The 25,414-nt window shown below is 40.2% G+C and carries 25 protein-coding genes and 2 pseudogenes; 20 read left to right on the top strand and 7 right to left on the bottom strand.

From position 1 onward, the window contains the following. Nucleotides 1-7: 7 nt before the first annotated feature. The 8 genes from cheY to BTO22_RS09100 are packed head-to-tail and all read left to right on the top strand — an operon-like array spanning nt 8 to nt 7,331. Nucleotides 8-376, top strand: a complete 369-nt coding sequence (gene cheY / locus BTO22_RS09135) for a chemotaxis response regulator CheY (RefSeq protein WP_011262352.1) — start codon at nt 8-10, stop codon at nt 374-376. 33 nt (nt 377-409) lie between these two features. Continuing rightward, the gene (locus tag BTO22_RS09130; protein ID WP_105055206.1) at nt 410-1,126 is read left to right on the top strand and encodes a protein phosphatase CheZ; all 717 of its coding nucleotides are present in this window, start codon (nt 410-412) and stop codon (nt 1,124-1,126) included. Between the two features lie 9 nt (nt 1,127-1,135). Continuing rightward, nucleotides 1,136-3,322, top strand: coding sequence for a chemotaxis protein CheA (locus BTO22_RS09125; RefSeq protein ID WP_105055205.1), 2,187 nt, complete (start codon nt 1,136-1,138; stop codon nt 3,320-3,322). A gap of 15 nt (nt 3,323-3,337) precedes the next feature. After that, on the top strand, nt 3,338-4,447 hold the full coding sequence (locus BTO22_RS09120; protein ID WP_105055204.1) for a protein-glutamate methylesterase/protein-glutamine glutaminase: 1,110 nt from the start codon (nt 3,338-3,340) through the stop codon (nt 4,445-4,447). Nucleotides 4,448-4,457: 10 nt separating this feature from the next. Continuing rightward, nucleotides 4,458-5,225: a ParA family protein gene (locus BTO22_RS09115; RefSeq protein WP_105055203.1), complete on the top strand. Its 768-nt coding sequence runs from the start codon at nt 4,458-4,460 to the stop codon at nt 5,223-5,225. Then, entirely contained in the window at nt 5,225-6,346 is a 1,122-nt protein-coding gene (locus BTO22_RS09110) for a chemotaxis protein CheW (RefSeq protein ID WP_105055202.1), read from the top strand. Before BTO22_RS09115 ends, BTO22_RS09110 begins: the two co-directional genes overlap by 1 nt. Nucleotides 6,347-6,375: 29 nt before the next feature. Further along, entirely contained in the window at nt 6,376-6,870 is a 495-nt protein-coding gene (locus BTO22_RS09105) for a chemotaxis protein CheW (RefSeq protein WP_060991541.1), read from the top strand. Next, nucleotides 6,870-7,331 (top strand): DUF2802 domain-containing protein, encoded by a 462-nt coding sequence (locus BTO22_RS09100; RefSeq protein ID WP_105055201.1) that lies wholly within the window; start codon nt 6,870-6,872, stop codon nt 7,329-7,331. The genes BTO22_RS09105 and BTO22_RS09100 overlap by 1 nt, the downstream gene beginning before the upstream one ends. Nucleotides 7,332-7,502: 171 nt before the next feature. Here BTO22_RS09100 and BTO22_RS09095 read toward each other — a convergent pair. Both BTO22_RS09095 and BTO22_RS09090 read right to left on the bottom strand, forming a co-directional pair. Next, a pseudogene (locus BTO22_RS09095) lies at nt 7,503-8,521 on the bottom strand (IS630 family transposase). A gap of 26 nt (nt 8,522-8,547) precedes the next feature. Further along, nucleotides 8,548-9,284, bottom strand: a pseudogene (locus BTO22_RS09090) (IS6 family transposase). Between the two features lie 196 nt (nt 9,285-9,480). Between BTO22_RS09090 and BTO22_RS09085 the strand changes: the two are divergent. The 12 genes from BTO22_RS09085 (at nt 9,481) to BTO22_RS09035 (ending at nt 20,571) form a co-directional block, all read left to right on the top strand. Then, nucleotides 9,481-11,082, top strand: a complete 1,602-nt coding sequence (locus BTO22_RS09085; protein WP_258132518.1) for a methyl-accepting chemotaxis protein — start codon at nt 9,481-9,483, stop codon at nt 11,080-11,082. Between the two features lie 193 nt (nt 11,083-11,275). Beyond that, on the top strand, nt 11,276-11,815 hold the full coding sequence (locus tag BTO22_RS20175; RefSeq protein ID WP_258132517.1) for a transposase: 540 nt from the start codon (nt 11,276-11,278) through the stop codon (nt 11,813-11,815). A gap of 868 nt (nt 11,816-12,683) precedes the next feature. After that, on the top strand, nt 12,684-13,298 hold the full coding sequence (gene ccmA / locus BTO22_RS19950; protein ID WP_181044585.1) for a cytochrome c biogenesis heme-transporting ATPase CcmA: 615 nt from the start codon (nt 12,684-12,686) through the stop codon (nt 13,296-13,298). Then, complete coding sequence (gene ccmB / locus BTO22_RS19945; RefSeq protein ID WP_060991538.1) at nt 13,299-13,967, top strand: heme exporter protein CcmB; 669 nt, start codon at nt 13,299-13,301, stop codon at nt 13,965-13,967. It begins immediately after the preceding gene. Between the two features lie 42 nt (nt 13,968-14,009). Beyond that, nucleotides 14,010-14,756 (top strand): heme ABC transporter permease, encoded by a 747-nt coding sequence (locus BTO22_RS09070; protein WP_105055200.1) that lies wholly within the window; start codon nt 14,010-14,012, stop codon nt 14,754-14,756. Next, a complete protein-coding gene (ccmD, locus tag BTO22_RS09065) occupies nt 14,756-14,962 on the top strand; it encodes a heme exporter protein CcmD (RefSeq protein ID WP_005420294.1) in 207 nt (68 codons plus the stop codon). Before BTO22_RS09070 ends, ccmD begins: the two co-directional genes overlap by 1 nt. Next, nucleotides 14,959-15,444 (top strand): cytochrome c maturation protein CcmE, encoded by a 486-nt coding sequence (ccmE, locus tag BTO22_RS09060; RefSeq protein WP_060991535.1) that lies wholly within the window; start codon nt 14,959-14,961, stop codon nt 15,442-15,444. Before ccmD ends, ccmE begins: the two co-directional genes overlap by 4 nt. Beyond that, complete coding sequence (locus BTO22_RS09055) at nt 15,441-17,399, top strand: heme lyase CcmF/NrfE family subunit (RefSeq protein ID WP_105055199.1); 1,959 nt, start codon at nt 15,441-15,443, stop codon at nt 17,397-17,399. The genes ccmE and BTO22_RS09055 overlap by 4 nt, the downstream gene beginning before the upstream one ends. A gap of 3 nt (nt 17,400-17,402) precedes the next feature. Further along, nucleotides 17,403-17,954, top strand: coding sequence for a DsbE family thiol:disulfide interchange protein (locus BTO22_RS09050; RefSeq protein WP_105055198.1), 552 nt, complete (start codon nt 17,403-17,405; stop codon nt 17,952-17,954). Then, nucleotides 17,954-18,469: a cytochrome c-type biogenesis protein gene (locus BTO22_RS09045; protein ID WP_105055197.1), complete on the top strand. Its 516-nt coding sequence runs from the start codon at nt 17,954-17,956 to the stop codon at nt 18,467-18,469. Before BTO22_RS09050 ends, BTO22_RS09045 begins: the two co-directional genes overlap by 1 nt. Beyond that, nucleotides 18,466-19,680 carry a c-type cytochrome biogenesis protein CcmI gene (ccmI, locus tag BTO22_RS09040; protein WP_105055196.1) on the top strand — a complete coding sequence of 405 codons (1,215 nt, stop codon included), beginning with the start codon at nt 18,466-18,468 and terminating at the stop codon, nt 19,678-19,680. Before BTO22_RS09045 ends, ccmI begins: the two co-directional genes overlap by 4 nt. A 105-nt stretch (nt 19,681-19,785) precedes the next feature. Next, the gene (locus BTO22_RS09035; RefSeq protein WP_105055195.1) at nt 19,786-20,571 is read left to right on the top strand and encodes an MlaA family lipoprotein; all 786 of its coding nucleotides are present in this window, start codon (nt 19,786-19,788) and stop codon (nt 20,569-20,571) included. A 68-nt stretch (nt 20,572-20,639) separates the two neighbouring features. Here BTO22_RS09035 and BTO22_RS09030 read toward each other — a convergent pair whose 3' ends face one another. The 5 genes from BTO22_RS09030 to BTO22_RS09010 form a co-directional block, all read right to left on the bottom strand. Beyond that, the gene (locus BTO22_RS09030) at nt 20,640-21,239 is read right to left on the bottom strand and encodes a DUF2238 domain-containing protein (protein ID WP_105055194.1); all 600 of its coding nucleotides are present in this window, start codon (nt 21,237-21,239) and stop codon (nt 20,640-20,642) included. 439 nt (nt 21,240-21,678) lie between these two features. Further along, nucleotides 21,679-22,605 (bottom strand): N(4)-(beta-N-acetylglucosaminyl)-L-asparaginase, encoded by a 927-nt coding sequence (locus BTO22_RS09025; RefSeq protein ID WP_105055193.1) that lies wholly within the window; start codon nt 22,603-22,605, stop codon nt 21,679-21,681. 37 nt (nt 22,606-22,642) lie between these two features. Next, entirely contained in the window at nt 22,643-24,016 is a 1,374-nt protein-coding gene (locus BTO22_RS09020) for a M17 family metallopeptidase (protein ID WP_105055192.1), read from the bottom strand. Nucleotides 24,017-24,031: 15 nt separating this feature from the next. Next, complete coding sequence (locus BTO22_RS09015; RefSeq protein ID WP_105055191.1) at nt 24,032-25,024, bottom strand: ABC transporter ATP-binding protein; 993 nt, start codon at nt 25,022-25,024, stop codon at nt 24,032-24,034. Beyond that, a partial coding sequence (locus BTO22_RS09010; RefSeq protein ID WP_146107532.1) for an oligopeptide/dipeptide ABC transporter ATP-binding protein occupies nt 25,024-25,414 on the bottom strand: 391 nt, incomplete at its 5' end. The genes BTO22_RS09015 and BTO22_RS09010, both read right to left, overlap by 1 nt.

Here is a 25,414-nt window from a genome sequence, read left to right as displayed (position 1 = left end):
TAAAAACATGAAGATCCTTATTGTTGACGACTTCTCAACAATGCGCCGTATTGTAAAAAACTTATTACGTGACCTAGGTTTTAACAACACCCAAGAAGCGGATGATGGCTTAACAGCATTACCACTGCTTAAAAAAGGTGGTTTTGATTTTGTTGTAACCGATTGGAACATGCCAGGTATGCAAGGGATCGACTTGCTAAAAACGATTCGTGCCGATGACGAATTAAAACATTTACCAGTATTAATGATTACTGCTGAAGCAAAACGTGAGCAAATCATTGAAGCCGCTCAAGCTGGTGTAAATGGTTATATTGTTAAGCCATTCACGGCTGCAACATTAAAAGAAAAATTAGACAAAATTTTTGAACGTTTATAAGTAAATGTTGCGCGGTAAAGGATTAGCAATAAGATGATTTCATTAACTGATGCCAAAGAGCTTGTTGCTTTATTAGAAGCAGGCAAGCAAGAAGAAGCAGATCAAATCGTCGCTTCATTAGCGGCCGTTAGCGAGCCTCCAATGCTTCAAGAAATTGGTTCTTTAACTCGTGATCTTCATGAGTCATTAAAGAACTTCAAGCTTGATCATCGAGTTGTTGCTATTGCTAATGATGAGATCCCGGATGCACGTGATCGTTTGCAATATGTGATTGATAAAACTGAAATGGCAGCCAATAAAACAATGGATGCTGTTGACCGTTCATTTCCTATTGCTGACGAGTTGCACGAGGGGCTACTTCAAGTACGTCCTCAATGGAACAGCTTAATGAAAGGCAGAATTGAGCTTACTCAATTTAAAGCGTTATGTCACAACATTGATGGTCTACTTACTCAAGTTGAAGGGAATAGCTCAGAACTACGCAATGAGCTAACTAACATCTTGATGGCGCAAGATTTTCAAGACCTTACCGGTCAAATTATTAAACGAGTAATTACGTTAGTTCAAGAAGTTGAAGACCGATTGGTTGATATTTTGACTTTGTTTAAAGTAGAAGAGCGACTTGGTGAACAAGACGAACTTAATAAACCTTCTCAACCTGAAGGTCCTATTTTAAACCCACATGAACGTGAAGATGCAGTTGCATCTCAAGATGACGTTGATGACCTATTAGCCAGTCTAGGATTTTAGAGGAATATTATGAGCTTTGAAATGGATGAAGACATCCTACAAGATTTCTTAATTGAAGCAGGAGAAATTCTTGAGCTACTTTCTGAACAATTAGTTGAATTAGAACAACGTCCTGACGATTCTGATTTATTAAATGCTATTTTCCGTGGTTTCCATACTGTAAAAGGGGGCGCAGGCTTCCTTTCATTAACAGAACTGGTTGATGCGTGTCATGGTGCTGAAAATGTGTTTGATATTCTTAGAACAGGTAAACGTAAAGTTACCTCTGAGTTAATGGACACCATTTTAGAAACTCTTGATAGCGTAAACGTAATGTTCAGCGCGGTTCAAAATGGTGAAGCAGTTGAACCTGCCGAACAGCGCTTATTGGATCTGCTTCATCATTTAAGCAAACCAGCAACTGAAGATGAAATTGCAGCAGCAACAACAGAAGTTGCGGCTCCAGTCGTTGAAGCTGTTATTCCTCAAGAGCCTGTTATTGAAAGTAATATTCATGATTCAGTGGACGATATTACTGAAGATGAATTTGAAAAATTATTAGATGAATTGCACGGCAAAGGTGCAGCTCCATCAAGTACTTCTTCTACTCCTGCACCAATAGAACCAGTGACCCCAGTAGTGGCTGCTGCTGATGGAGATATCACTGACGATGAGTTTGAACGTCTACTTGATGAACTTCATGGCTCAGGTAAAAGTCCAACGAATTCATCGACAGTACAAGCATCAGTGGCTCCAACTGTTAATACTCAATCTGTTGATGAAGTATTAGCGGGTGACTCTGATCTAATGAGTGATGACGAGTTTGAAAAACTGTTAGATCAACTGCATGGTTCAGGTAAAGGACCAACAGATGAAGAGCTTGATCAAGCAGTGAAACCAGCGGTAGCAATGGCTCCAGCTACTCCAGCTCCTGTAGTGCAAGAAGCGCCAACACGAACGACTGCTCCAGCACCAACAAGAACTCAAGCACCAGAAGAGAAGCCTGTAGCAAAAGCCCCTGCTAAGCCACAGTCTAAACCTCAAGCTGAAAGTACAGTTCGTGTTGATACATCAACGCTTGATAACATCATGAATATGGTGGGTGAGCTAGTTCTTGTTCGTAACCGTTTAGTCAGTCTAGGTTTGAATAGCAATGACGAAGAAATGTCAAAAGCGGTTTCAAATCTTGATGTCGTTACTGCTGATATCCAAGGCGCAGTAATGAAAACTCGTATGCAACCGATCAAGAAAGTATTTGGTCGTTTCCCACGAGTTGTACGTGATTTAGCACGTACATTGAAAAAAGACATCGTGCTAGAAATGCGCGGTGAAGAGACAGATTTAGATAAAAACTTGGTTGAAGCGCTTGCCGATCCATTGATTCACTTAGTGCGAAACTCTGTGGACCATGGTATCGAAATGCCGGATGTTCGAGCAAAAACAGGTAAAGATCGCACAGGTAAAGTTATCTTGTCGGCTTCTCAAGAAGGTGATCACATTCTATTAAGCATCATTGATGATGGTGGTGGTATGGATGCAGATAAACTTCGTGGTATTGCGGTTACTCGTGGTTTGATGGACAGTGATGCAGCGTCTCGTTTAACCAATAAAGAATGTTATAACCTCATTTTTGCACCTGGCTTCTCTACCAAAACTGAAATTTCAGATATTTCAGGTCGTGGTGTCGGTATGGACGTAGTAAAAACTGCGATCAACCAATTAAACGGTTCAATCGATATTGACTCAAGCATGGGTGAAGGCACAAAAATTGTTATTAAAGTGCCGCTAACATTAGCGATACTCCCAACCTTAATGGTCGGTGTTGCTAATCAGCCTTTTGCCTTGCCATTAGCAAGTGTTAATGAAATTTTCCATCTTGATTTGTCTAAGACAAACATGGTTGATGGACAATTGACTACGATCGTGCGTGAAAAGTCGATCCCACTGTTCTTCTTACAAGATTGGTTAGTTCCTGGTTCTCGTCAAACAGAACGTACGGGATTAGGTCATGTGGTTATTATTCAATTAGGTGCTCAACGAGTTGGTTTTGTTGTAGATACATTAATTGGTCAAGAGGAAGTCGTTATTAAACCGCTTGATGAATTATTGCAAGGAACGCCAGGAATGGCGGGCGCAACCATTACTTCAGATGGTCATATTGCATTGATCCTTGATGTTCCCAATTTGCTTAAGCGTTACGCTGTTCGCATGCGTTAATGCACAAGGATTGACATGGCAATAAAAGTATTAGTTGTAGATGATTCTAGTTTTTTCCGTCGTAGAGTAAGTGAAATCATTAATGCAGATCCTCGTCTTGAAGTTATCGACGTGGCGGTTAACGGTAAAGAAGCGGTAGAAAAAGCAAAATTATTAAAACCAGATGTCATTACTATGGATATTGAGATGCCAGTCATGGACGGTATCTCAGCAGTAAGAGAAATCATGAAGGCTTGCCCAACGCCAACCTTGATGTTTTCTTCTCTTACCCATGATGGTGCAAAAGCAACACTGGATGCATTAGACGCAGGAGCTTTAGATTTCTTACCGAAGAAGTTTGAAGATATCGCTCGTAATAGAGAGGAAGCCGTTAGTTTATTGCAAAAACGTATTGCTGAAATTGCTCGTAAGAAATTGTTTATGCGTCGCCCATCAGTGGCAACGGAAACAACAACTTCGACGATTCGTTCAACCGTTCGTGCTACTGCAGCGCCTGCTAAAAGTGCTCCTGTTGCACCACTCGCACAGCGCTTTAAAGCAACCGGTAAAAAATATCAATTAACTGCTATTGGGACTTCAACGGGAGGTCCTGTTGCATTACAAAAGATATTAACGGCAATTCCAGCTAATTACCCACATCCGATTATTTTGGTGCAACACATGCCTGCGACATTTACAGCAGCGTTTGCGGCTCGTTTGAATAATTTGTGTAAGATCCAAGTAAAAGAAGCAGAAGATGGTGATGTGCTGAAACCAGGTTGTGCTTACCTTGCTCCGGGTGGTTTGCAAATGATGATTGATGGTCGCCCAGGAGCTTCACGTTTGAAGATCTTAGATGGTGGCGAACGCATGAATTATAAACCTTGTGTTGATGTGACGTTTGGGTCTGCTGCAAAAGTATATGGCGATAAAGTACTTTCAATGATCTTAACTGGTATGGGGGCTGATGGCCGTGAAGGCTGTCGTATGCTTAAAGCTGCTGGAGCAACCATTTGGTCTCAAGACGAGCAAAGTTGTGTTGTTTATGGCATGCCTCAAGCGATTGATAAAGCGGGTCTGTCATCAGAAAGTTTACCTCTTGAACGTGTTGCAGAAAGAATTCTGATCGAAGTTGGATTGAAGTAGGAAAATACGAATGATTGTCTGGAGCATAGCGAACCAGAAAGGCGGCGTCGGTAAAACAACCACAACAATCACGCTCGCTGGTTTATTAAATCAGCGAGGTAAGCGTGTGCTAATGGTTGATACTGATCCTCATGGTTCTTTAACAACCTATCTGGGGTATGACTCAGACAATTTGTCGTGCAGCTTATTTGAATTATTTCAATTGCCTACGCTAAATAAAGCAACGGTAACGCCGTTTGTTTTAAAAAGTGATATCCCAGGGTTGGATATTATTCCTGCTCACATGTCTCTTGCGACACTTGATCGTGTTATGGGAAACCGTAATGGGATGGGGCTAGTATTAAAGCGAGCATTGAAAGCGTTAGAAGGTGACTATGATTACGTATTAATTGATTGCCCTCCTATTTTAGGAGTCATGATGGTTAATGCGTTAGCAGCAAGCACGCGAATCCTTATTCCAGTACAGACCGAATTCTTGGCTATGAAAGGCTTAGAAAGAATGATGAGAACACTTAATATTATGCAGAGAAATAAACCCTCTTTGTTTGATGTAACCATCATTCCGACCATGTACGACAAACGAACAAATGCTTCATTACAAACATTAATGGAGCTGAAATCGACGTATTCTGAACAGGTATGGGCATCAGCCGTTCCTATTGATACTAAGTTTAGAGACGCAAGTTTGAAAAGAATGCCACCTTCATTTGTTTCCCCAAATAGCCGTGGTGTTTTTGCTTATAAAACATTATTGAATTATTTAGAGAGATTAGCTTAATGGCTAATTTTAAAACATTTACCAGTGAAGAAGCACTTGATGACTATTTTTCATCACTGTTAGATGAAGAGATCATAGAGCTTGACTCTAAGCCTGAAGACATCATTCTGCCAGAGCCAGAGCCAGAGCCAGAGCCAGAGCCAGAGCCAGAGCCAGAGCCAGAGCCAGAGCCAGAGCCAGAGCCAGAAATTACTTGGCATTCAAGTTCTGTCACTGTTGAAGCGCCAGAACCACAATACCAACCACAATTTTCAGCAAGTGTGGATGACGATGATGATTATCCGTTTGAATTGCCTCAATTAGAGGATGTTCAACGTTTACTGAGTCAATTAGAAAGTTCTCAGCTTGAAGCTCAAATAGAGATAGATGCATTAATATTAGAGGATGCAGAGTTCAACGTTAATATTGAACCACCCCCAGTATTAGTAGCAGAAGAAACTAAGAGTGAGAGTGAAGACGTATTAGAAGAAGACCTTGATCTATCTGCATGGGATTTGTCAGATAAAGTCACTGTAACGTCTTCTTCTGAGACAGTTATTGATGATACTCAAACGGTTGAAAATAGTCTTGATGCAATTGATGAAAATCAAGATGACAAGACAGAATCTCAATTAGAAACCAAAGCAGGTAAAGCACCTCCGCCAAGTGGTTTAGATTGGAAAAACGTTGAACATGATAACGAATTTCAGGTTCTATTTTTTGAAGTGATGGGAGTGACTTTTGCCGTTCCATTAGCTCAATTAGGTGGCATTCATCAAATTACAGAATTGAGTCACTTAATTGGTCGTCCTGATTGGTATCTTGGCTTGCAAAATAGCCGAGAAACTAAAATCGATGCGCTTGATACCGCTAAGTGGGTGATGCCACAAAGTATCAAAGACGACAGTTACAAAGAAGGTTACCAATATCTTGTTATGCTTGGAGAAAGCAAATGGGGTTTAGCGTGTAATGCGTTAGCCGGTACTGAAACCATCACTAGTGATCGAATTCGTTGGCGTGAAACCGCAGGAAAGCGACCATGGTTATCAGGAATGGTAAAAGAGAAGATGTGTGCCTTGATTCACGTTGAGGCGATGATTACGATGCTTAATGCCGGTCTCGACATTAAGGGAATAGAGTAAGATAACTCTAAAGAGGATGAGGAAAGAAGATGTCTCAGATTAATGAAGTAGAGATCCGTAAAGATCAAGTTAATGATGAAGTATTACAGTGGGTAACGTTTCAACTAGAAGAAGAAACTTACGGCATCAATGTAATGCAAGTACGTGAGGTATTGCGTCATACAGAAATTGCTCCAGTACCAGGTGCTCCAGACTACGTTCTAGGTATTATTAATCTTCGTGGTAACGTAGTAACAGTTATTGATACTCGTTCACGTTTTGGCCTAATGCAAGGTGAGATTACTGACAATACACGTATTATCGTTATTGAGTCTGAGCGTCAAGTTATCGGTATCCTTGTTGATAGCGTAGCAGAAGTTGTATACTTACGTTCATCAGAGATTGACACTACGCCAAGTGTTGGTACGGAAGAAAGCGCTAAGTTCATCCAAGGCGTTAGCAACCGTGACGGCAAGTTACTTATCTTGGTAGACCTTAACAAACTTTTGTCTGAAGACGAATGGGATGACATGGCAAGCCTATAATGGTTGATATATTAACTCAGCTCTCAGAGCTATTCGCAGCAACAGCAATGATCTTAGTTCTTGTGGTTTTCTTTATTTTAAATCGCAAAAACAACAAGTTAGTGGAAGAACTAGCGCTAGCTCAAAAGCAAAATAAACATCTTCAAGATGAGCAACAAAAGCTGTATAAGCAATTTGTTGAGTTTCGTACGGGTTCGATTAATTTAGGGCAGCAAGTCGCGGAAATGACTCAATTAAGTCAACATTTTGATGATCGTTTGAATGAGTTAGAAAATACAGATGTAGACAGCCGTTTGTATTCGAGAGCCAACAAATTGGTTCAGTTAGGTGCTGGCATTAATGAATTGATGGAAGAGTGTGAATTGCCAAAAGCAGAAGCCGAGTTAATGATGTCTTTACAGACAAAAATTGCAGCTGGTAAAGGTTCAATTCCACGATTGCGCTTAGAAGACGAAGATTAATTCTCGTTTTTAATAGCAAAAAATTATTAAGCTCCTCATATTGAGTAATGCCGATCGTTTAGCTACTTGAACGATCCTCCAGATGCCTCATAATCGGTCGTAACCTAAGTTACGGCCGATTTTTTATGTCTGAATTTTCAAAAGAGTTACAAGTTATACCAATCTGGAAAATTAACTGGTCAGGTTAATCCAGTCCCTCGTGCACATTTTAGTGACCCTATCTGTACTCTCCAAGAATCGATTCCATGCTGTGCATACTTTCGAAACAATATCTTCATAGCCGGTAAAGCTCTGATTGGAAAGATAGTGTTGTCTAAGCCAACTCACACTTGTTCTATTGGGTTTAGCTCTGGTGAATATGGCGGGAGTTTGATGATACTTATATTGCTAAACTGCTCTGCAATGTCATTTGTATGCCAACCTGCACCATCCATGATGATCACCGCATGGCGGCCTTTCTCAGTCACCTTGGAGATCTGCTCAAGGTGCTCAACCATAATATCTTGGTTAACCCAAGGAACGACCATTGCTTCGCCAATACCTCTAGAAGGACATACTGAGCCAAACAAATATGCATATTCAAACTGCTGTTGTTTTACTGCTCTTGGTCTAGAACCACGTTCAGCCCAAAGTCGAGTTGTCGTGTTTTGTTGACCAAACCTCGCTTCATCTTGAAACCAGACATCAACGTTATCAAGACTCATGTGACCGGGGATCTTAAGGATCGTTTCAATTTTGAATTTTTTTAAAATCGTCTTGATTTTGCTGGGATTGTTTAGGATGTTTGGAGCGTGAAGTTATCAAAGAGAAGCCCATTTGATTAAGCAGATAGTAGATAGAATCTGGGTGATAATGTTTACCAAACTCTTTCACGATATAAGCATGAATATCAGTACCAGTTAATCTGCCTCCCGATGAATCTTCGGCACATGATTTTATGAACTGGCTTAGCTGTCTGCGTTGTTGAGTACTGCTGGGCGACCTGTTCTTGGTTTTTCGTGGAGTCCTTCAAGCCCTTCAGCAAGGAATGTTTGTACCCACTTATTTACACTTGTCCTGCTTACTTTGAGGAACTTAGCGATTTGGGTTCGGGAGTAGCCATCTTTAAAGTGAGCTAATGCGAGTAATCGCATTTTCATTTGAATAGATTTTTGTTGGCTGGCAAGTTTTTTGAAATCAATATTATCTATGCTGTCCATAGGGTCTTTTTCAAGAATTAGGTAACAACCTCAACATTGAATAAGCGATTCATGAAGGCGGATCTCTCCCGTACTACGGTTTCACGTTTATCATTACGTAACCAGAAATCAAACTGTCCCTTATTCAACATTCGCAAAGATTCAAATCCTTGAATGGTTGACTAGGCTAGCTTCCTCAGTTTGAAACCACCGGCGGCCACGATCAACTTCTTAATGGGGGCATGATCGGACTCATGCCATTATTGAGGCATTTAACTTGCCGCTGTTCCACATCCTCTCGTAGTCGTCCTTCCTTCTTCAATCGGGCAATAGCATTCGCGTATGAAGAATGTTTATCTGTATTTAACGTTTTGGGATGTTGTTCTTGGTCATAATATCTCAAGCAACGTTTAAGGAGTTGATAAGCCGCTTCTTTATTTCTCTTGTGAGAGAAATAAAAGTCTAAAGTTTCCCCCTGCTTGTTGATGGCTCGGTACAGATAGTTCCATTTCCCCTTTACTTTCACGTAAGTTTCATCAAGTTGCCAGGATGAGTCGGTTTTAATGAATTGATAATTACGACGTAATTTTTTTCGTAATTTAGGGGAATACTCAATAAACCAACGGTAAATAGTGGAGCGATTAACCGATATGCCTCGCTCTGCGAGCATATCACTGAGATTTGCGTAGCTCATTGGTGTTGAACCATACCAACGTAAACACCAAAGTATAATTTCTGGTGCAAAGTGTTTCCATTTAAATTCAGAATTGGTCATTAACTACGAAATGATATGAAAGATTGTGGGATCTTGGCGTTAAACTGAATTTTTTGCAATAACCCCGCGATATTTACATTCCAATGACGGTTATATTGAGTGTTTAAGTTAATGTTCTCTCTATCCCTGCTCTGTCTTACTATGGATAGGGCTTATTTATGTGAAGGTCTATACTGTGCTTAAAAGAATAATAATAATGTTGGTGTTTTTGTGTGTTGCTCTTTCTGTGATTTTGGTTTCGTATGGTGCCTTTTCTTCATTTAACTTATTGTCTGAGCAAAATAAAGTTAGAGTTGAACAAATTTTAAATATACAAGGTCAAGTAGTCTCTAAACTAGAGCAGTTAACGCAAAGTGGTTATTTGTCCGAGTCACAAGCTAAACATATTGCTTTAGAGATCTTGATGGGGATTGATTATTCGGATGTTGAGTATGTTTGGATTGCGTCGAGAGGGGATGATGAATCGTTACGTTTTCTCTCAACGCCTAATGATCCTCAATTTCAAGGTAAGCTATTTGCTGATATTTCAGGTCAGGAAACTGAGAGTGCCTTGATATCTAACCTTTCTAACAAGAGAGGCTCTGACGTAATAAATTATACATGGGAACTTACTACTAATGGCTTGGTGGAAGACGTTAACAGTGTTGCATTAAAAACGAGTGGATGGGGCTGGTTCATGGGTAATGGTATTAAAACTAAAGACATAAGAAAAGAAATCGAAGGTAGCGTGTGGCGTTCTTTGATGGGAGTTGTCTTGTTTTGTGTTTTATTTGTTTTTGTTATGATCTTTATTATGAGGAGAGAGTTTCGAAATTTACCCTTAATTTTGAATTGGATTAACTCTCTTTCTGAAGGGGATTTATCTCAAGTTAAACTGAAAAAAAGTAATAATGAATTAGATACAATTTCTGAATCATTATCTAGTTTAGCTTTGAAACTGAACGCTACCTTATCTCAAGTTAATTCCAATATGTGGACGATTAATCAAAAGCAAGAACAGTCTATTGGTCTCATTGATATCAGTCAGGCTAACGCTTTAAATGAATTGTCGTATGCTGAGCAGATTGCAACCGCTTCTACAGAAATATCTTTAACGGCAAGAGACGTTGCCGACAACGCTCAAAGAGCTGAGCAATTAGCAATGGAAGCAAACGGTATTATACAGGTGAGTCAGACCTCTCTTAAAAAGTCCACCGACACCACCGAGCAGATATCTAAATCAATATCAGAAACACAGACGATTGTTAGTTTACTTAGAGCTCATTCGGAGAGTATTAGTAGTGTCGTGGATGTGATTAATAATATCTCAGAGCAAACCAACCTATTGGCTCTTAATGCTGCGATAGAGGCGGCTAGAGCCGGTGAGCAAGGACGAGGTTTTGCTGTTGTCGCTGATGAGGTTAGAGCGTTGGCGGGGAAAACTCAACAATCAACGGTTGATATTCAAGAAATAATTACACAGCTTCAAGACCAATCAAAGCAAGCGGATGAATCAATGGGCCGAAATGTGGATTTGATGAGCTTAACTCAGTCCACGACAGACCAACTCATTCAATCGTTTTACGCTATATCCGAAAAGGTATCGATCATTTCGGATGTGAACTCTATCTTAGTTACTGCTTCAGAAGAGCAGAGTACTGTAACCGCTGATATCTCTAATCAACTTGAAAATATTAGTGTATTGGTTCAGCAGAATATTGAAGGAGTTGACAACTTAGTTAAAGCCAACGAATCGGTAGTCGAAGTGACGAAAGAGCTTAATGCTGAATTGGGATTTTTTAAGGTGGATAAATCATAGTCCCCATTGTAAGGGGGGGGGGGGCATTTTTTCGTTGATTTAACGTAACGACACTTAGTACTAATTTACCATAACAGCCGTAGTCAGAATTAAAAAGGCCGCTAAAAAATTAGTAATGCCGATCGTTTAGCTACTTGAACGATCCTCCAGAGGCCTCATAATCGGTCGTAACGTAAGTTACGGCCGATTTTTTATGTCTGAATTTTCAAAAGAGTTACAAATTACCGCAGAGTTTTGCCACGAACGTCCAATCGATGTGTTCAGTAAACATATTCCTTTAGATGTCGATGGCACACATTTCAAAACTCATAATACAGAAGAAAATCAACACTTCGGCTTTGCTCAAAAAGGGGCATCGCTTCCGAGTGTGCTGGCGGTAACATTGATGTCAACACGCAGCCATCTTGTCTCTGATGCTGCTTTTGGGCCTGTGACAAATAGTGAAATATCCTATGCTCAACAACTAGTGGGCTCAGCCCCTGATGATTCATTAACACTCTTTGATAGAGGGTTCACTTCTGCAGAGCTATTTACCACCTGGCGTGGCGCAAGCAGTAACACTCCTTGGTTAACACCAATCAAGGCTAAGATGCGTTATGACATCGTTGAGAGTTATACTGAACATGATCATCTCATTGATATGCCCGTTTCACCACAAGCTCAAAAGCTTGCTCCTTATCTTGATAAAAAGTGGCAGGCTCGACTTATTTCTTATCCCAACGCCTACGGGTGAAATCAAAGGCTTTATTACTTCTTGCCTATGCCCGGAACGCTACCCATTTGATACATTGGTTAAAGTGTATTGGGAGCGTTGGGAAATCGAGCGCAGTTACGGAGAGCTCAAGCAGTAAAAAAGTTGGCGTATATCAGGAGTTATGGGGAATATTAACCAGCTACAACATCGTAAGGCTGAAATGGCTAAACAGCACGAAGTTGAGCCCCTGCGGATCAGCTTTATCAATGCACTATTTTTAATTATGGACGAGATGATTTGGGCGAGTGATACACGAAGCCCAGGAGCGATACCAAAAAACTTAAAGGCTCTCAGGGGAAAGTGGGAAACGGCTTATTCTCCCCAAGAAACGGAATAGGAAACCATATCCCCGAGCAGTTTTTAAAAAGGCAGTCAAATATCCTAATAAACATGGCACTCGCCCTTAAGCGAGTGGCATTACTCATATTGAGGGGCTTTTTTATGTCCAGAGAAAAGCAGTTTGTTTTTAAATTATTAAAATAATACCAATCACAGTAAGTAAGTGGCCAGAAATAGCGAAGGAAAAATGCTTGAGAACAAGGCGTTGCTTTTAAACAAATAGTTTTGATAAATAGTTATTCTACAATCAAAAACTTCAACGCAGTTATCGAGCATTTTAACCTGCTAGGATGAACAGTTATTTACTACGATTGATATAGCCATAAAGTAGTATGCGCTTATCTTTTCAGTAACCATTTGATACCCTTATAGATTACAAGGTATTAAAAAAATGAAACGAAAGGACATACTTATTTACTTATCTATCTAAATAGATTTGTTTTATATCTAAGTTTCATGGTTTTTGCTGTGCTAGAATGCCGATAATATTTTTTAACAATAGACAGTTATGCTAGAAATTCGCAACGTAACCTGTATTCGAGATGAACGTGTTTTATTTGAAAAACTAAGTTTTACCATATCTAGTGGTGAGCTGATTCAAATTGAAGGACAAAATGGTGCAGGTAAAACAACCTTACTTCGTATTATTGCAGGGTTAGGTTATGCGGATGAAGGAGATATCTATTGGAATGGCGAATTAACTAAGCAGCACAGAGAAGAGTTTCATTCTGATTTACTTTTTCTTGGGCATCATACTGGAGTTAAGCGAGAGCTAACTGCATTTGAGAATTTAGCCTTCTATCAATCAATGCATAATAATTACGATGAACCCGCAATTTGGGATGCATTAGCTCGTGTTGGTTTAGCAGGAAGAGAAGATGTTGCCGCTGGACAGTTATCAGCAGGGCAGCAACGTCGTGTTGCATTGGCTCGATTGTGGTTAAGTAATCACAAATTATGGATTTTAGATGAGCCACTAACCGCGATTGATAAACAGGGCGTGAAAGTGCTTGAGCAATTATTCATGGACCATGCAAAACAAGGCGGTATCGTTTTATTGACCACTCACCAAGATTTATTCACCGACAGTGATGAATTGAAAAAAATTAGGTTAGGTGAGTAGATGCTGACTTCAATGACAACAATTATTCGACGTGAATTATTAATAGCGTTTCGTCGTAAGGCCGATGTTCTTAACCCGTTGTGGTTTTTTATCATCGTTATTACGCTTTTTCCATTAAGTATTGGCCCAGAACCGATGCTTTTAGCACGTATAGCAGCAGGGATTGTGTGGGTTGCCGCACTTTTATCCGCATTGCTTTCTTTAGAACGATTATTCAGAGATGATTTTTCTGATGGGTCATTAGAACAGATGATGCTGATGCCGACACCGTTGTCAGTATTAGTTTTGGCTAAGGTTTTTGCTCATTGGGTGCTAACTGGCTTGCCATTGATCATTATTAGCCCATTGCTTGCTATTTTATTATCTTTGGATTTTGATTCTTGGTTAGCAATTGTTTTAACACTATTACTGGGAACACCAACATTGAGCTTTCTTGGAGCTGTTGGCGTTGCTTTAACTGTAGGATTACAAAAAGGTGGCGTTTTACTAAGCTTATTGATTCTACCTTTATATATCCCGGTTCTAATCTTTGCGACATCAGCGATTGATGCTGCAGGCCTAGGGATGGCTTATAATGGCCAACTAGCTATTTTAGGTGCTCTTTTTATGGGCTCCGCAACCTTAACGCCATTTGCAATTAGTTCAGCTTTGCGTGTTAGTGTCCAATAAACATAATTATAATTTTTATATTTGAGTAAGTGAGATAAACCAATGTGGAAATGGCTACATCCTTACGCTAAACCAGAAAAAGCGTATCAATTAAGTACCACACTGTTGCCATGGTTTGCGGTGATTTCGATCATTAGTCTAATCGTTGGAACTATCTGGGGTTTAGCGTTTGCACCGTCTGATTATCAGCAAGGTGACAGCTTTAGAATTATTTATATTCATGTACCTTCCGCTATTTTGTCTATGGGCGCTTATATGTCGATGGCAATTGCGGCATTTATTGGTCTAGTATGGCAATTAAAATTGTCTGATATGGCTGCAGCGGCAATGGCTCCAATTGGTGCTGTCTTCACGTTCATTGCTTTACTAACCGGTGCTGTTTGGGGTAAACCAATGTGGGGCGCATGGTGGGTATGGGATGCACGTTTAACTTCTGAGCTTATTCTTCTTTTCTTATACCTAGGTGTTATGGCGCTTTATAGTGCATTTGATGATCAACGCACTGCAGCTCGTGCTGCGGGTATTCTTGCGATTGTAGGAGTAATTAACCTGCCAATTATTCATTTCTCTGTAGAGTGGTGGAATACACTTCATCAAGGTGCAAGTATTACTAAGTTTGATAAACCTTCCATTTCTGCCGATATGTTGTGGCCTTTATTATTAAATATCATTGGCTTTGCAACTTTCTTCGGTTCTGTGACTCTTATTCGCTTTAGGAATGAAATTTTAGCAAAAGAGAGCCATCGTCCTTGGGTTAGAGCGTTAGTTGAGAAAAAGGAATTATTGTAATGCATTTTGATACATTCAGTGATTTTTTAGCCATGGGTGGATACGCCACTTATGTGTGGGGCGCATTCGGCGCCACTTTTCTCTCATTATTCTGGATTTTGTTTTCTAGCTTAGGCAAGCGTCGCCAATTGCTAAAAGAGATAGAGCAGAAAATGGCACGAGAAGAACGAATTAAAAAAGCAAAAACTATGGAGAACACACTATGAATCCAAGACGTAAAAAGCGCCTGGGATTGATCCTTGCTCTATTCTTTGGGGTCAGTGCAACGATTGGTTTAATGTTATATGCATTGAATCAAAATATGGACTTATTCTATACACCAACAGAACTTGTTAATGGTAAGCCAGACGGTACTAAACCAGAGGTAGGTCAGCGTCTTCGTATTGGTGGTATGGTTGTCGCGGGTACTGTTAAACGTGATAGCGAGTCTCTTGAAGTGTCATTTAAAGTTGCTGATATTGGTCCTGAAGTGACGGTTATTTATAACGGCATTCTTCCTGATTTATTCCGTGAAGGCCAAGGTATTGTTGCACAAGGTGTTCTTGTTGATGCAACCACAGTAAAGGCTCACGAAGTATTAGCTAAGCATGATGAAGAGTACATGCCACCTGAAATTGCAGAAGCAATGAAGAAAACGCATGAACCACTTCAATACACAGAACAACAAAAACAAGGAACAGGTCAATGATCGCAGAACTCGGTCATTTTGCCTTAATTGCTTCTTTAGGACTTTCGATCCTACTGAGTATATTGCCTATGTACGGTGCAAGCCGTGGCAATAAAGCATTAATGCAAAGTGCAAGACCATTGTCGTGGGGTATGTTCTTACTCCTCAGCTTATCATTCGGAATTTTAATGTGGGCGTTCTACATTAATGATTTCACCTTGCAATACGTAGCAAGTAACTCAAACAGTTTACTTCCTTGGTATTACCGTTTAACCGCAGTTTGGGGGGCTCATGAAGGCTCACTATTACTTTGGGTTCTGATTCAAGCAGGTTGGACTGTTGCCGTTGCTACCTTTAGCCGCGGCATGCCACAAGAATCAGTTGCACGAGTTTTGGCTGTAATGGGGTGGATTAACGTCGGTTTCTTACTGTTCATTATTCTTACATCAAACCCATTCTTGCGTACGCTACCATTCTTCCCTATTGATGGTCGTGATTTAAACCCGTTGCTACAAGATCCGGGTTTAATTATTCATCCGCCAATGCTATACATGGGTTATGTTGGTTTCTCGGTTGCTTTCTCTTTCGCTATCGCATCATTAATGGCTGGTCGTTTAGATACTGCATGGGCTCGTTGGTCTCGTCCTTGGACTATCGCTGCGTGGTCATTCTTAACGGTAGGTATCGCTCTAGGTTCATGGTGGGCATATTATGAACTTGGCTGGGGTGGCTGGTGGTTCTGGGATCCAGTAGAAAACGCCTCATTCATGCCTTGGCTAGCTGGTACCGCATTAATGCACTCATTAGCGGTAACAGAGAAGCGCGGTACGTTTAAAGCGTGGACAGTATTACTCGCAATTTTAGCGTTCTCATTAAGTTTATTAGGCACATTCCTTGTACGTTCAGGCATCTTAGTATCGGTTCATGCTTTTGCTTCAGATCCAGCGCGAGGCATGTTTATACTTGGTTTCCTTGTTATGGTGATAGGCGGTTCATTACTGTTGTTTGCATTAAAAGGAGCATCAGTAAGAGTGCGCGGTAATTTCTCTCTGTTTTCGCGCGAGAATGCGCTATTAGCGAATAACATTCTTCTCATGACAGCATTGGTTGTCGTGCTTGTTGGTACCTTATTACCCCTTGTTCACAAACAACTTGGTTTAGGTTCAGTTTCCATTGGTGCACCATTCTTTGATATGTTGTTTGCATGGCTAATGATCCCGTTCGCTTTCTTAATGGGTATTGGTCCTCTGATCCGTTGGAAGCGCGATAACTTAAGTCATTTAGCAAAACGCATGATAATTACTGGTGCGATTACGATCCCACTAGCGGCAATTTTCATGGTTATCTTTGCCGATAGATTCCAATTCATGCCATACCTTGGCTGGATGATGTCTATTTGGATTGTGATTTTACACGGTTTTGAATTGTACGAGCGTGCAACTCATCGCCATTCATTCTCTGTAGGTATTACGAAACTAGGTCGCAGCCATTGGGCGATGATGTTCGCGCACATTGGTCTAGCTGTAACTATTATTGGTATTGCCATGGTACAAAACTACAGCATTGAAAAAGATGTTCGTTTAGCGCCAGGTGAGCACATTGAAATGAACGGTTACCAATTCTACTTTGCAGGCGTTCGTGATACTGATGGCCCTAACTATGATGGTTATACGGCTGACTTTGATATCACGCTAGATGGTAAAGCAATTAACACGCTTCATGCTGAAAAACGTTTTTATGAAACAGCGGGTTCAATGATGACAGAAGCAGCGATTGATCGTGGCTTTACTCGTGATTTATACATCGCAATGGGTGAGCGCTTGGATGATAACCGTTCATGGGCTGTGCGTATTTATTACAAACCATTTGTGCGTTGGATTTGGGCTGGTTCATTATTTATGGCGATAGGCGGCATGTTAGCTTTATCTGATAAACGTTACCGTTTTCGTAAAACAGACAAAAAACAGGAAGCTTAAATTATGAATAAGAATTTTTTATTTGCACCCTTAGCTCTGTTTTTAATTTTGGTTGCTGTGTTTGCTACTCAGTTAACACGTAATTCAAATGGTGATGATCCAACGAAACTGGAATCAGTTCTCGTTGGTAAACACGTACCAGAGTTCCGTTTAGAAGATTTAGCAGAAGAAGGCAAACTGTACGATCAAAGTATCTTTAAAGGCGAGCCTCTACTACTAAATGTATGGGCGACTTGGTGTCCAACGTGTTATGCCGAGCATCAATACCTAAATACCCTTGCAACTGAAGGTGTTAAAATTATTGGAATGAACTATAAAGATGAGCGAGCAGGTGCAATCCAATGGCTAAAAGAGTTGGGTAACCCTTACTTGATCACGTTGTTTGATGGTGATGGCATGCTTGGTATGGATTTAGGCGTGTATGGCGCTCCTGAAACCTTCCTGATTGATAGTAATGGTATTGTTCGCTATCGACATGTTGGTGATGTGAATGATCGTAATTGGAATGAAGTATTAAAACCAATGTATGATCAACTTGTTGCGGAGGCTAAATAATGAATAGTCGTTTACGTAAATGGGGTCTTCGCAGTTTTGCAGCAATTGCATTGAGTTTCTTTGCTGTACAAGCAAGCTATGCCACGATTGATTTATATAAATTTGATTCGCCAGAACAAGAACAGCAATTTAAAGAATTAGGACAAACACTGCGTTGTCCTAAGTGTCAGAACAACAATATTGCTGATTCAAGTGCAGAGCTTGCACAAGACATGCGCCATAAAGTGTATGAAATGACCAAATCTGGGAAAACGGATGAAGAAATCGTAGCTTATATGATTGATCGTTATGGTAATTTTGTAACTTACGATCCACCATTAACGGCTGGTACATTAGTTTTATGGTTAGGTCCATTAGGTGTACTTGTGTTTGGTTTCGGTTTTATTGTTCTGCGTAGCAAAAAGAGTAAAACAACGGTAGAAGCAAATTCAGAAGAGTGGGATAACGAACATGAAGAACGTTTGAACGCTTTATTAGATGAGAATAACAATGAAGATGGGAAGGTAAACAAATGATTTTGTTTTGGATTTCAACCTTAGCCCTAATTTTTGTTGGTGTGGTATTTATCATTCTTCCTTTATGGAAAGCAAGAGAGCAAGATGATGAAGCCCGCCGAGATGAATTGAATAAAGCTTTCTATAAAGATCGCTTAGCTGAACTGAAAGAAGAAGATGCTGAAGGCCTTGTTAATAACCAAGATGAGTTAATCACAGAGCTAAAGCAATCATTACTTGATGATATTCCAGCGAAAGAGAAAGCAGAGCAAGATAACTTAAATGCACGACTGTTTATTTTACCTTCTATCATTATCTTTATCGCAATTTCTTATGGTTTGTATTTTAAGTTTGGTAATATCGATAAGATTGAAAAGTGGCAAGAAGTAAGCGCACGCTTGCCTGAGCTATCTAAGCAATTAATGAATCCTGAGGGAGTTTCTCTTAGCGATTCAGAAATGACAAACTTAACATTGGCATTACGTACTAAATTACATAATGAGCCAAAAGACGCAATGGGCTGGTTCCTATTAGGTCGTATTGGTATGTCGAATCGAGATATCGATACTTCTATTGGAGCAATGAAAAAAGCGTATGTATTAGAACCAACGAATGTTGATATTAAGTTAGGCTATGCGCAATCGCTTATGCTTTCTGGTGATGATGCAAAAGCTGAACAAGCTAAGAAAATGCTAAAACAAGTGCTTCGTGGTGATGCCACTAATTTACGTGCTTTATCATTATTAGCCTTCAGCTCGTTTGAGCGTCAAGATTATAAAGGCGCAGTATCGGCTTGGAAAGCAATGCAAATGCTGATTGGTCCTGATGATTCTCGCTATGAAATGCTAACTCGTAGTATTGAGCGTGCTCAATCTAAGATTAACCCTGAAGCGAATCTAGATAAGCAAGTTCCGATCACGGTTAACCTAGGCAGTAATGTAACGCTACCTTCTCAAGGTGTCGTGATTGTTTCTATTCACCCAGCAGATGGTTCACCAATGCCAATAGCGGCTGCTCGTGTACCTTTGAGTCGCTTTCCGCTTAAAATCATGATGTCTGATGACAACAATATGATTGAGCAACGTAAATTGTCAGATATGCCAAACTTTATTGTTCGAGCACGTATCGATCAAGACGGTAATGTATCGACAAAAGAGGGCGATTGGTACGGTGAAAGTTCAATAAGTACACTTGGTAAAAATGTATCAGTTGAGATTGATAAGCAATATTAATATCTCTTAACAAGTGGCATACTACGGCGGGTAGAGGCATTAAGCTTCTACCCGTTTTTTTATATAAACTATAATAATATTAATAAAGTTAGGCGAAGGTGTGTTGTGCTTAAAAGAATATGGATCTCTTGTTCGTTACTGTTTTTTATTGCTGGGTGTTCTCAAACCCCAGAGCAAGAAAATAATGAATTAGAAACAACCGAGATTGTAGAGGTTGATTATGATGACTCTCATAGTGGTGATCCCCTAGAGGGTTTTAATCGTGTCATGTGGGACCTGAATTACGATATTCTAGACCCTTATTTAGTTCGCCCAGTTTCTGTTGCTTATGTTGATTACACGCCAACCCCTATTCGTATGGGAATAGCAAACTTTTTAGCGAATTTAGATGAACCATCGAGCATGATAAACAATATATTCATGGGCAATGGTGAAATGGCAATGGTGCATTTCAACCGATTTTGGTTGAACACGACATTAGGTCTAGTCGGCTTAATTGATATTGCTAGCGCTGCTGAGATACAAAAACCAGACAGTAAATCCTTTGGTGACGCATTAGGTCATTATGGTGTCGGTAATGGCCCTTACTTTATGTTGCCAGGATATGGGCCATGGACATTACGAGAAGCGGGAGACTTTGTAGATGGTTTATATATGCCGCTATCTTACTTAAACTTCTGGCAAGGTTTAGGTAAATGGGGTTTAGAGGGCATGGAGTCTCGCGTTCAGCTTATCTCTCAAGAGCCTATATTAGAAGCATCACCAGATCCATACGTATTAACGCGTGATGTTTATCTACAACGCCAAGATTTTAAGGCAGAAGTTGAACCGGAAGTCGATTTAGACGCTGAAGACGATCTTGATGATTATTTAGATGAAATAGATGAGTAAGAATTAACAATAGCATCTCAGGTTTCAGGAACTATCCTCTCCTGAAACCTGAAACCTGAAACCTGAAACTAGCCGCGTTTACGTTGGGTTACCATTAGTAATAAGGCCATTAACGCTCCAGAGGTATCGCACAGCATGTCTTTCTGTGCATCCCAAATATCCCCTTGAGACCCTAAAAAAGCAATTCCTTCGTCACCACCAGCCGTCGCGGCATACCACCATTCAATGATTTCATACCCTGCTGCTACACTCATTAATGTAAATAAACCAAACGCCATAGCGAGTGGTGCAGAGCATTTTTTTGTTTTAATAAGGTATTCGGCAATAGGGTAGGCGTAAAACCCAATAGAGAAATGAGCGACGCGGTCATAATTATTACGTTCAGAACCAATTAAATTATTAAACCAATCAAAGGGTACATCGGCAAACGTATATTTAGCACCTATGGTATGTAAAACAAGCCAGATAAACATTAATGCATACGCTGTTTTACTAAACTCAAAATGAGCTGCCATGTAAAGAATACCTGCAAGAATTAATAATGCAGGTAAGATTTCTGCTACCCAAACGGCGCGTGATATTGGATTAAAAGCAGTGAAGAGAAAAACGCATGAATAAAGTAAAGTGAGGATGGCGAGGAAGGGTTGTGTTCTAAGTGATGAAAACATGGTGAGTTCCTTAGATAAGCTCAATAAGAGTCATTTTAATATCAATCTGAGCAAGAAGTTAATCAAATGATTTTAATAAGTAAAAGTGAATAAGTACTTAGTTAAATTAATATTAGATCCTATCATGCAAAAAAACACAGTAAAAACACATTTTCGAGTATGTTTATCTAATAAATGGAAGCAAAGTGAAAATTGACGGAGTAATAGATCGTTTACATAATAATACCAATCGTAGTAAGTAACTGATCATCCTAGCTGGTTAAAATGCTCGATAACTGCGTTGAAATTTTTGATTGTAGAATAACTACTTATCGAAAAATTTTGCCTTGTTCTCAAGCATTTCCCCTGCACTATTTCTGATCGCCTACTCACTGTGATTGGTATAAAAAACCAGAGACAATTTCTCTGGCTTTGTTGAATGGCTACGATTAATTTTATGTTATTTTGTCATGATGACTTCTGCTTGGCGTTCTTCTGGTTTATCCATACCTGACTCCCAGAACCAATAGGTGATATTTCCCGGACAATTTAAGCTAACGACTTTATGATTACCTTTGTTATCAATAGCGTGAATTGTAACGCCTTCTGTATAGCCATCTTTAAGATAAGTCAGATCATTAATTGCTTCGTAAACTGCCTCGTTTAATGACATCCCCATTTTCATATATAGCACAACAGAATGAGCGGTAGCACAACGGATACTCATTTCACCTGTATGAGTACAAGCACAAGCACCATAGCGACTGTCGGCGTAAGATCCTGCTCCAATAATAGGGCTGTCACCTAAACGACCTGGATACTTCCAAGCCCAACCGGATGTAGAGGTAGCAGCACTGATTTTTCCCTGATGATCAGAAGATAAAAACACCGTAGTATCCCGAACGCGCTCTGGATCTGTTGCATTATTAGATAGTGGCGCTAAAGGGACGTTAGGAAACGCTTTTTGCTCCTCATCTGTCATGGCCAGAGCCAGCTTTTCCCACCATACTTGTTTAGAATCTTCAATTAAGTTATTACCGGCAACGGCGTTTACTTCATTTGCAAAAATAGCTGCACCTTCACCGACCAAAATTTCATGATTCAGCTTTTGCATTACTTGGTAGGCAACATCAACTGGGTGCATATAACCTTTTAACGCACCGACAGCACCAGTGCGTAAACTATTGCCATCCATCACGGATGCGTCTAATTCCATTTCACCAAGTACATTAGGCCAACCACCGTAACCTACAGTACGAACTCTAGGGTCTAATTCTACAATTTTTATGCCTTCAATCAGTGACAATAGGCCATCTTCTTTTGCTTGTAGACGGCGAGCTGATTCTTCAATTCCAGGGAATGCTTCGGAGTTAGCGAGTAGGATCATATCGTGATTACCTTATTATAATTTTAAATAAAGAGAATTATTGCTGAGCAATATGCTGACAAATTTGAGAAAGTAATAAAACGCCAAAACCACTGGTTGCACTAGGGTGAATATGACGATGGGTCATTCCTAATGACATCGATGCCGAATCAATGTGAATCCATTTTTGTGTCGGTGCGATAAAGTGTTCTAAGAAAGTCGCAGCGACACACGCGCTGCCATCAGGATCTTCGCTGCCATGGCGTAAATCGGCGAAATCACTTTTTAATGTTGTTTCATATAAGCCGCCTGTTGGCATCTGCCATACCGCTTCAGCACATGACTTTCCGGCTTCTTTAGCGATAGAAAGTAATGAATTATCATTGCCCATTAATGACGCGTATTCTTTTCCTAATGCAATTCCTGTTGCGCCAGTTAAGGTTGCAATATCGATAAGATAATCAGGTTGATAAGTGTCTTGTGCATAATGAAGTACATCAGCTAACACCATGCGTCCTTCTGCATCCGTGGTAATAATCTCAACACTGGTTTTTGAAAGCATAGTAACAACATCACCGGGTTTAACGGCATTGCCCGAAGGCATATTTTCAACTAAACCACATAACCCAACCACTCGTATTGGTAGGTTTTGTTCTGCAATCGCATTAAGGGCACCAACGACGGCAGCGGCACCACCCATGTCAACTTTCATTGTACTCATGTAGCGAGGTTGCTTAATGCTGATACCACCTGAATCAAACGTAACGCCTTTACCTACAAGCACTACGGTTGATTGAACCTTTTCAGGATGATAGTCCAAGCATAACAGTCGAGCATCTTTATCGCTGCCTTGGGCTATTCCCATTAGTCCGCCAAAGCCTTGGGTTAACATATCTTCTCCAGAAAGAGAGGAAAGGGAAATGTTCTTAATGGCAAGATCTTCAACGGCATGAACAAAACTTTCAGGGTAAAGGATATTGCCTGGTTTATTCATTAACTCGCGTGAGATTAATTGGCTTTTCGCTAAGGATTGCCCTTGCGCAAAGGCAGATAAAAGTGAAAGCGATGAACTATTTAACGCAAATAAAGCCAATGTTGGTACTAATTGCAGACTGTTGCTGTGTTTATAGTTATAAACAGAGAGTGATAAACCAAAAGAAAGCCATTTTACCCATAGTTCGGGTTGGAACAGAGAGATAGCATCGTCACTTAAGAATACATTCAGTTCTGTTGCGGTTTTAAAGGTCGTCGCAATAAGATGACCAATATCTTGAATGTTAGCGATGGTATAAGTACTTAATGTAATGAGTCCATCACATTCTAAGGTATCACGGTCAATTTCAAGTTGTTTGGTCGAACCAAAAATGATCTGTATATTTTTTACAACGCGATGTTCATAATCCGTTGTGCGCATGAATGTAAAATGCTGCATGGAAAGTCCTTTTAATTATTCGTATAAATAACAACGTACAAAATGATTGTCTGACAGTTTAGTTACGCTAGGCATGTGTTCTTTACACTTTTTAGTTACGTGAGTACAACGACCTGCAAATGGGCAACCTGTTGATTCTGGTGTCCAAAGAGGGATCTCACCTTTGTTGCCTTTCAGTTTGGTATGAATCGATTTACTTGGGTCTGGCACCGCTGATACTAATAGTTGAGTATATGGATGTTGAGGAGCATGAATGATTTCATCGGTATCACCCCATTCAACCATGTGTCCTACGTACATGACCGCGAGATCTTCTGCGATATAACGAGCCGTTGCAATATCGTGAGTGATGTAAAGTAGAGACATTTCTTTCTCAAACTTCATCTCTTCCATTAGGTTAAGAACGCCCGCACGTATAGAGACATCAAGCATTGAGGTCGGTTCATCAGCAAGCACTACCTCTGCACCAACCGCTATATTTCGAGCAAGGTTGACACGTTGACGTTGGCCACCAGAAAGTTGGTGCGGGAATTTAGCCGCCGTTTCTTTTGGTGGGATCAACCCCACTTGTTCTAGAAGATCATAAACGCGATCCTCCAGCTCTTTTTGATTACCTGGAGTCACTTTCTTATGAATAAGAAGTGGTCTAGCAAGGTGATGAAAAATATTATGGGTTGGGTTTAAAGATCCAAACGGGTCTTGCCATACCATTTGTACGCCTTCACGATATTTCATGAGATCATTTTTCTTAACGATATCTTGAATATCACGGCCTTTGTATTCGATTACGCCGTCTGTCGGTGCGTACATTTTTGCGATCATTTTTGCTGTGGTGGATTTACCTGAACCCGATTCACCAACAACAGAAAGACCACGACTTTTGTACATTTTGAATGACACATCGTTGATTGCTCGCATCATTGGGTTTTTAAGTGCGTTGCTACTAACAGGGAAATCTTTAACTAGATTTTTACCTTCAATCAGTAGTTTGCCAAATTTATTGTTCATCATGATTCCAAATACTGAAGTTGAGTAAATAAATGGCAATTCGAAAAGTGGCCAGTTTCAATTTGACGAAGTTGTGTAGGGATAGTTCGACATATCTCATGTGCATGATGGCAACGAGACTGGAAGCGACAACCTTGCGGTATTTCTAATAAATTAAGAGGATTCCCTGGGATACCTGTTAATTTTGTTTTTGGCCCCGTTAGTGGTGGGAATGAACTACCCAGCCCTTTTGTATATGGGTGGTAAGGAGAGGTTAAGATCTCTTTTGAAGAAGCAACCTCTATCAATTCACCTGAGTACATGATCCCAATGCGATCAGAAAACTCAACCATTAGTGATAAATCGTGCGTAATGAATAAGATTGAGAAACCAAACTCTTCTTTAAGCGCG

Source organism: Aliivibrio sifiae (assembly GCF_002954705.1).
Taxonomy (GTDB): Bacteria; Pseudomonadota; Gammaproteobacteria; order Enterobacterales; family Vibrionaceae; genus Aliivibrio; species Aliivibrio sifiae_A.
Note: the sequence above shows the minus strand (reverse complement) of the source record. Positions and strands in the feature narration are given on the sequence as shown.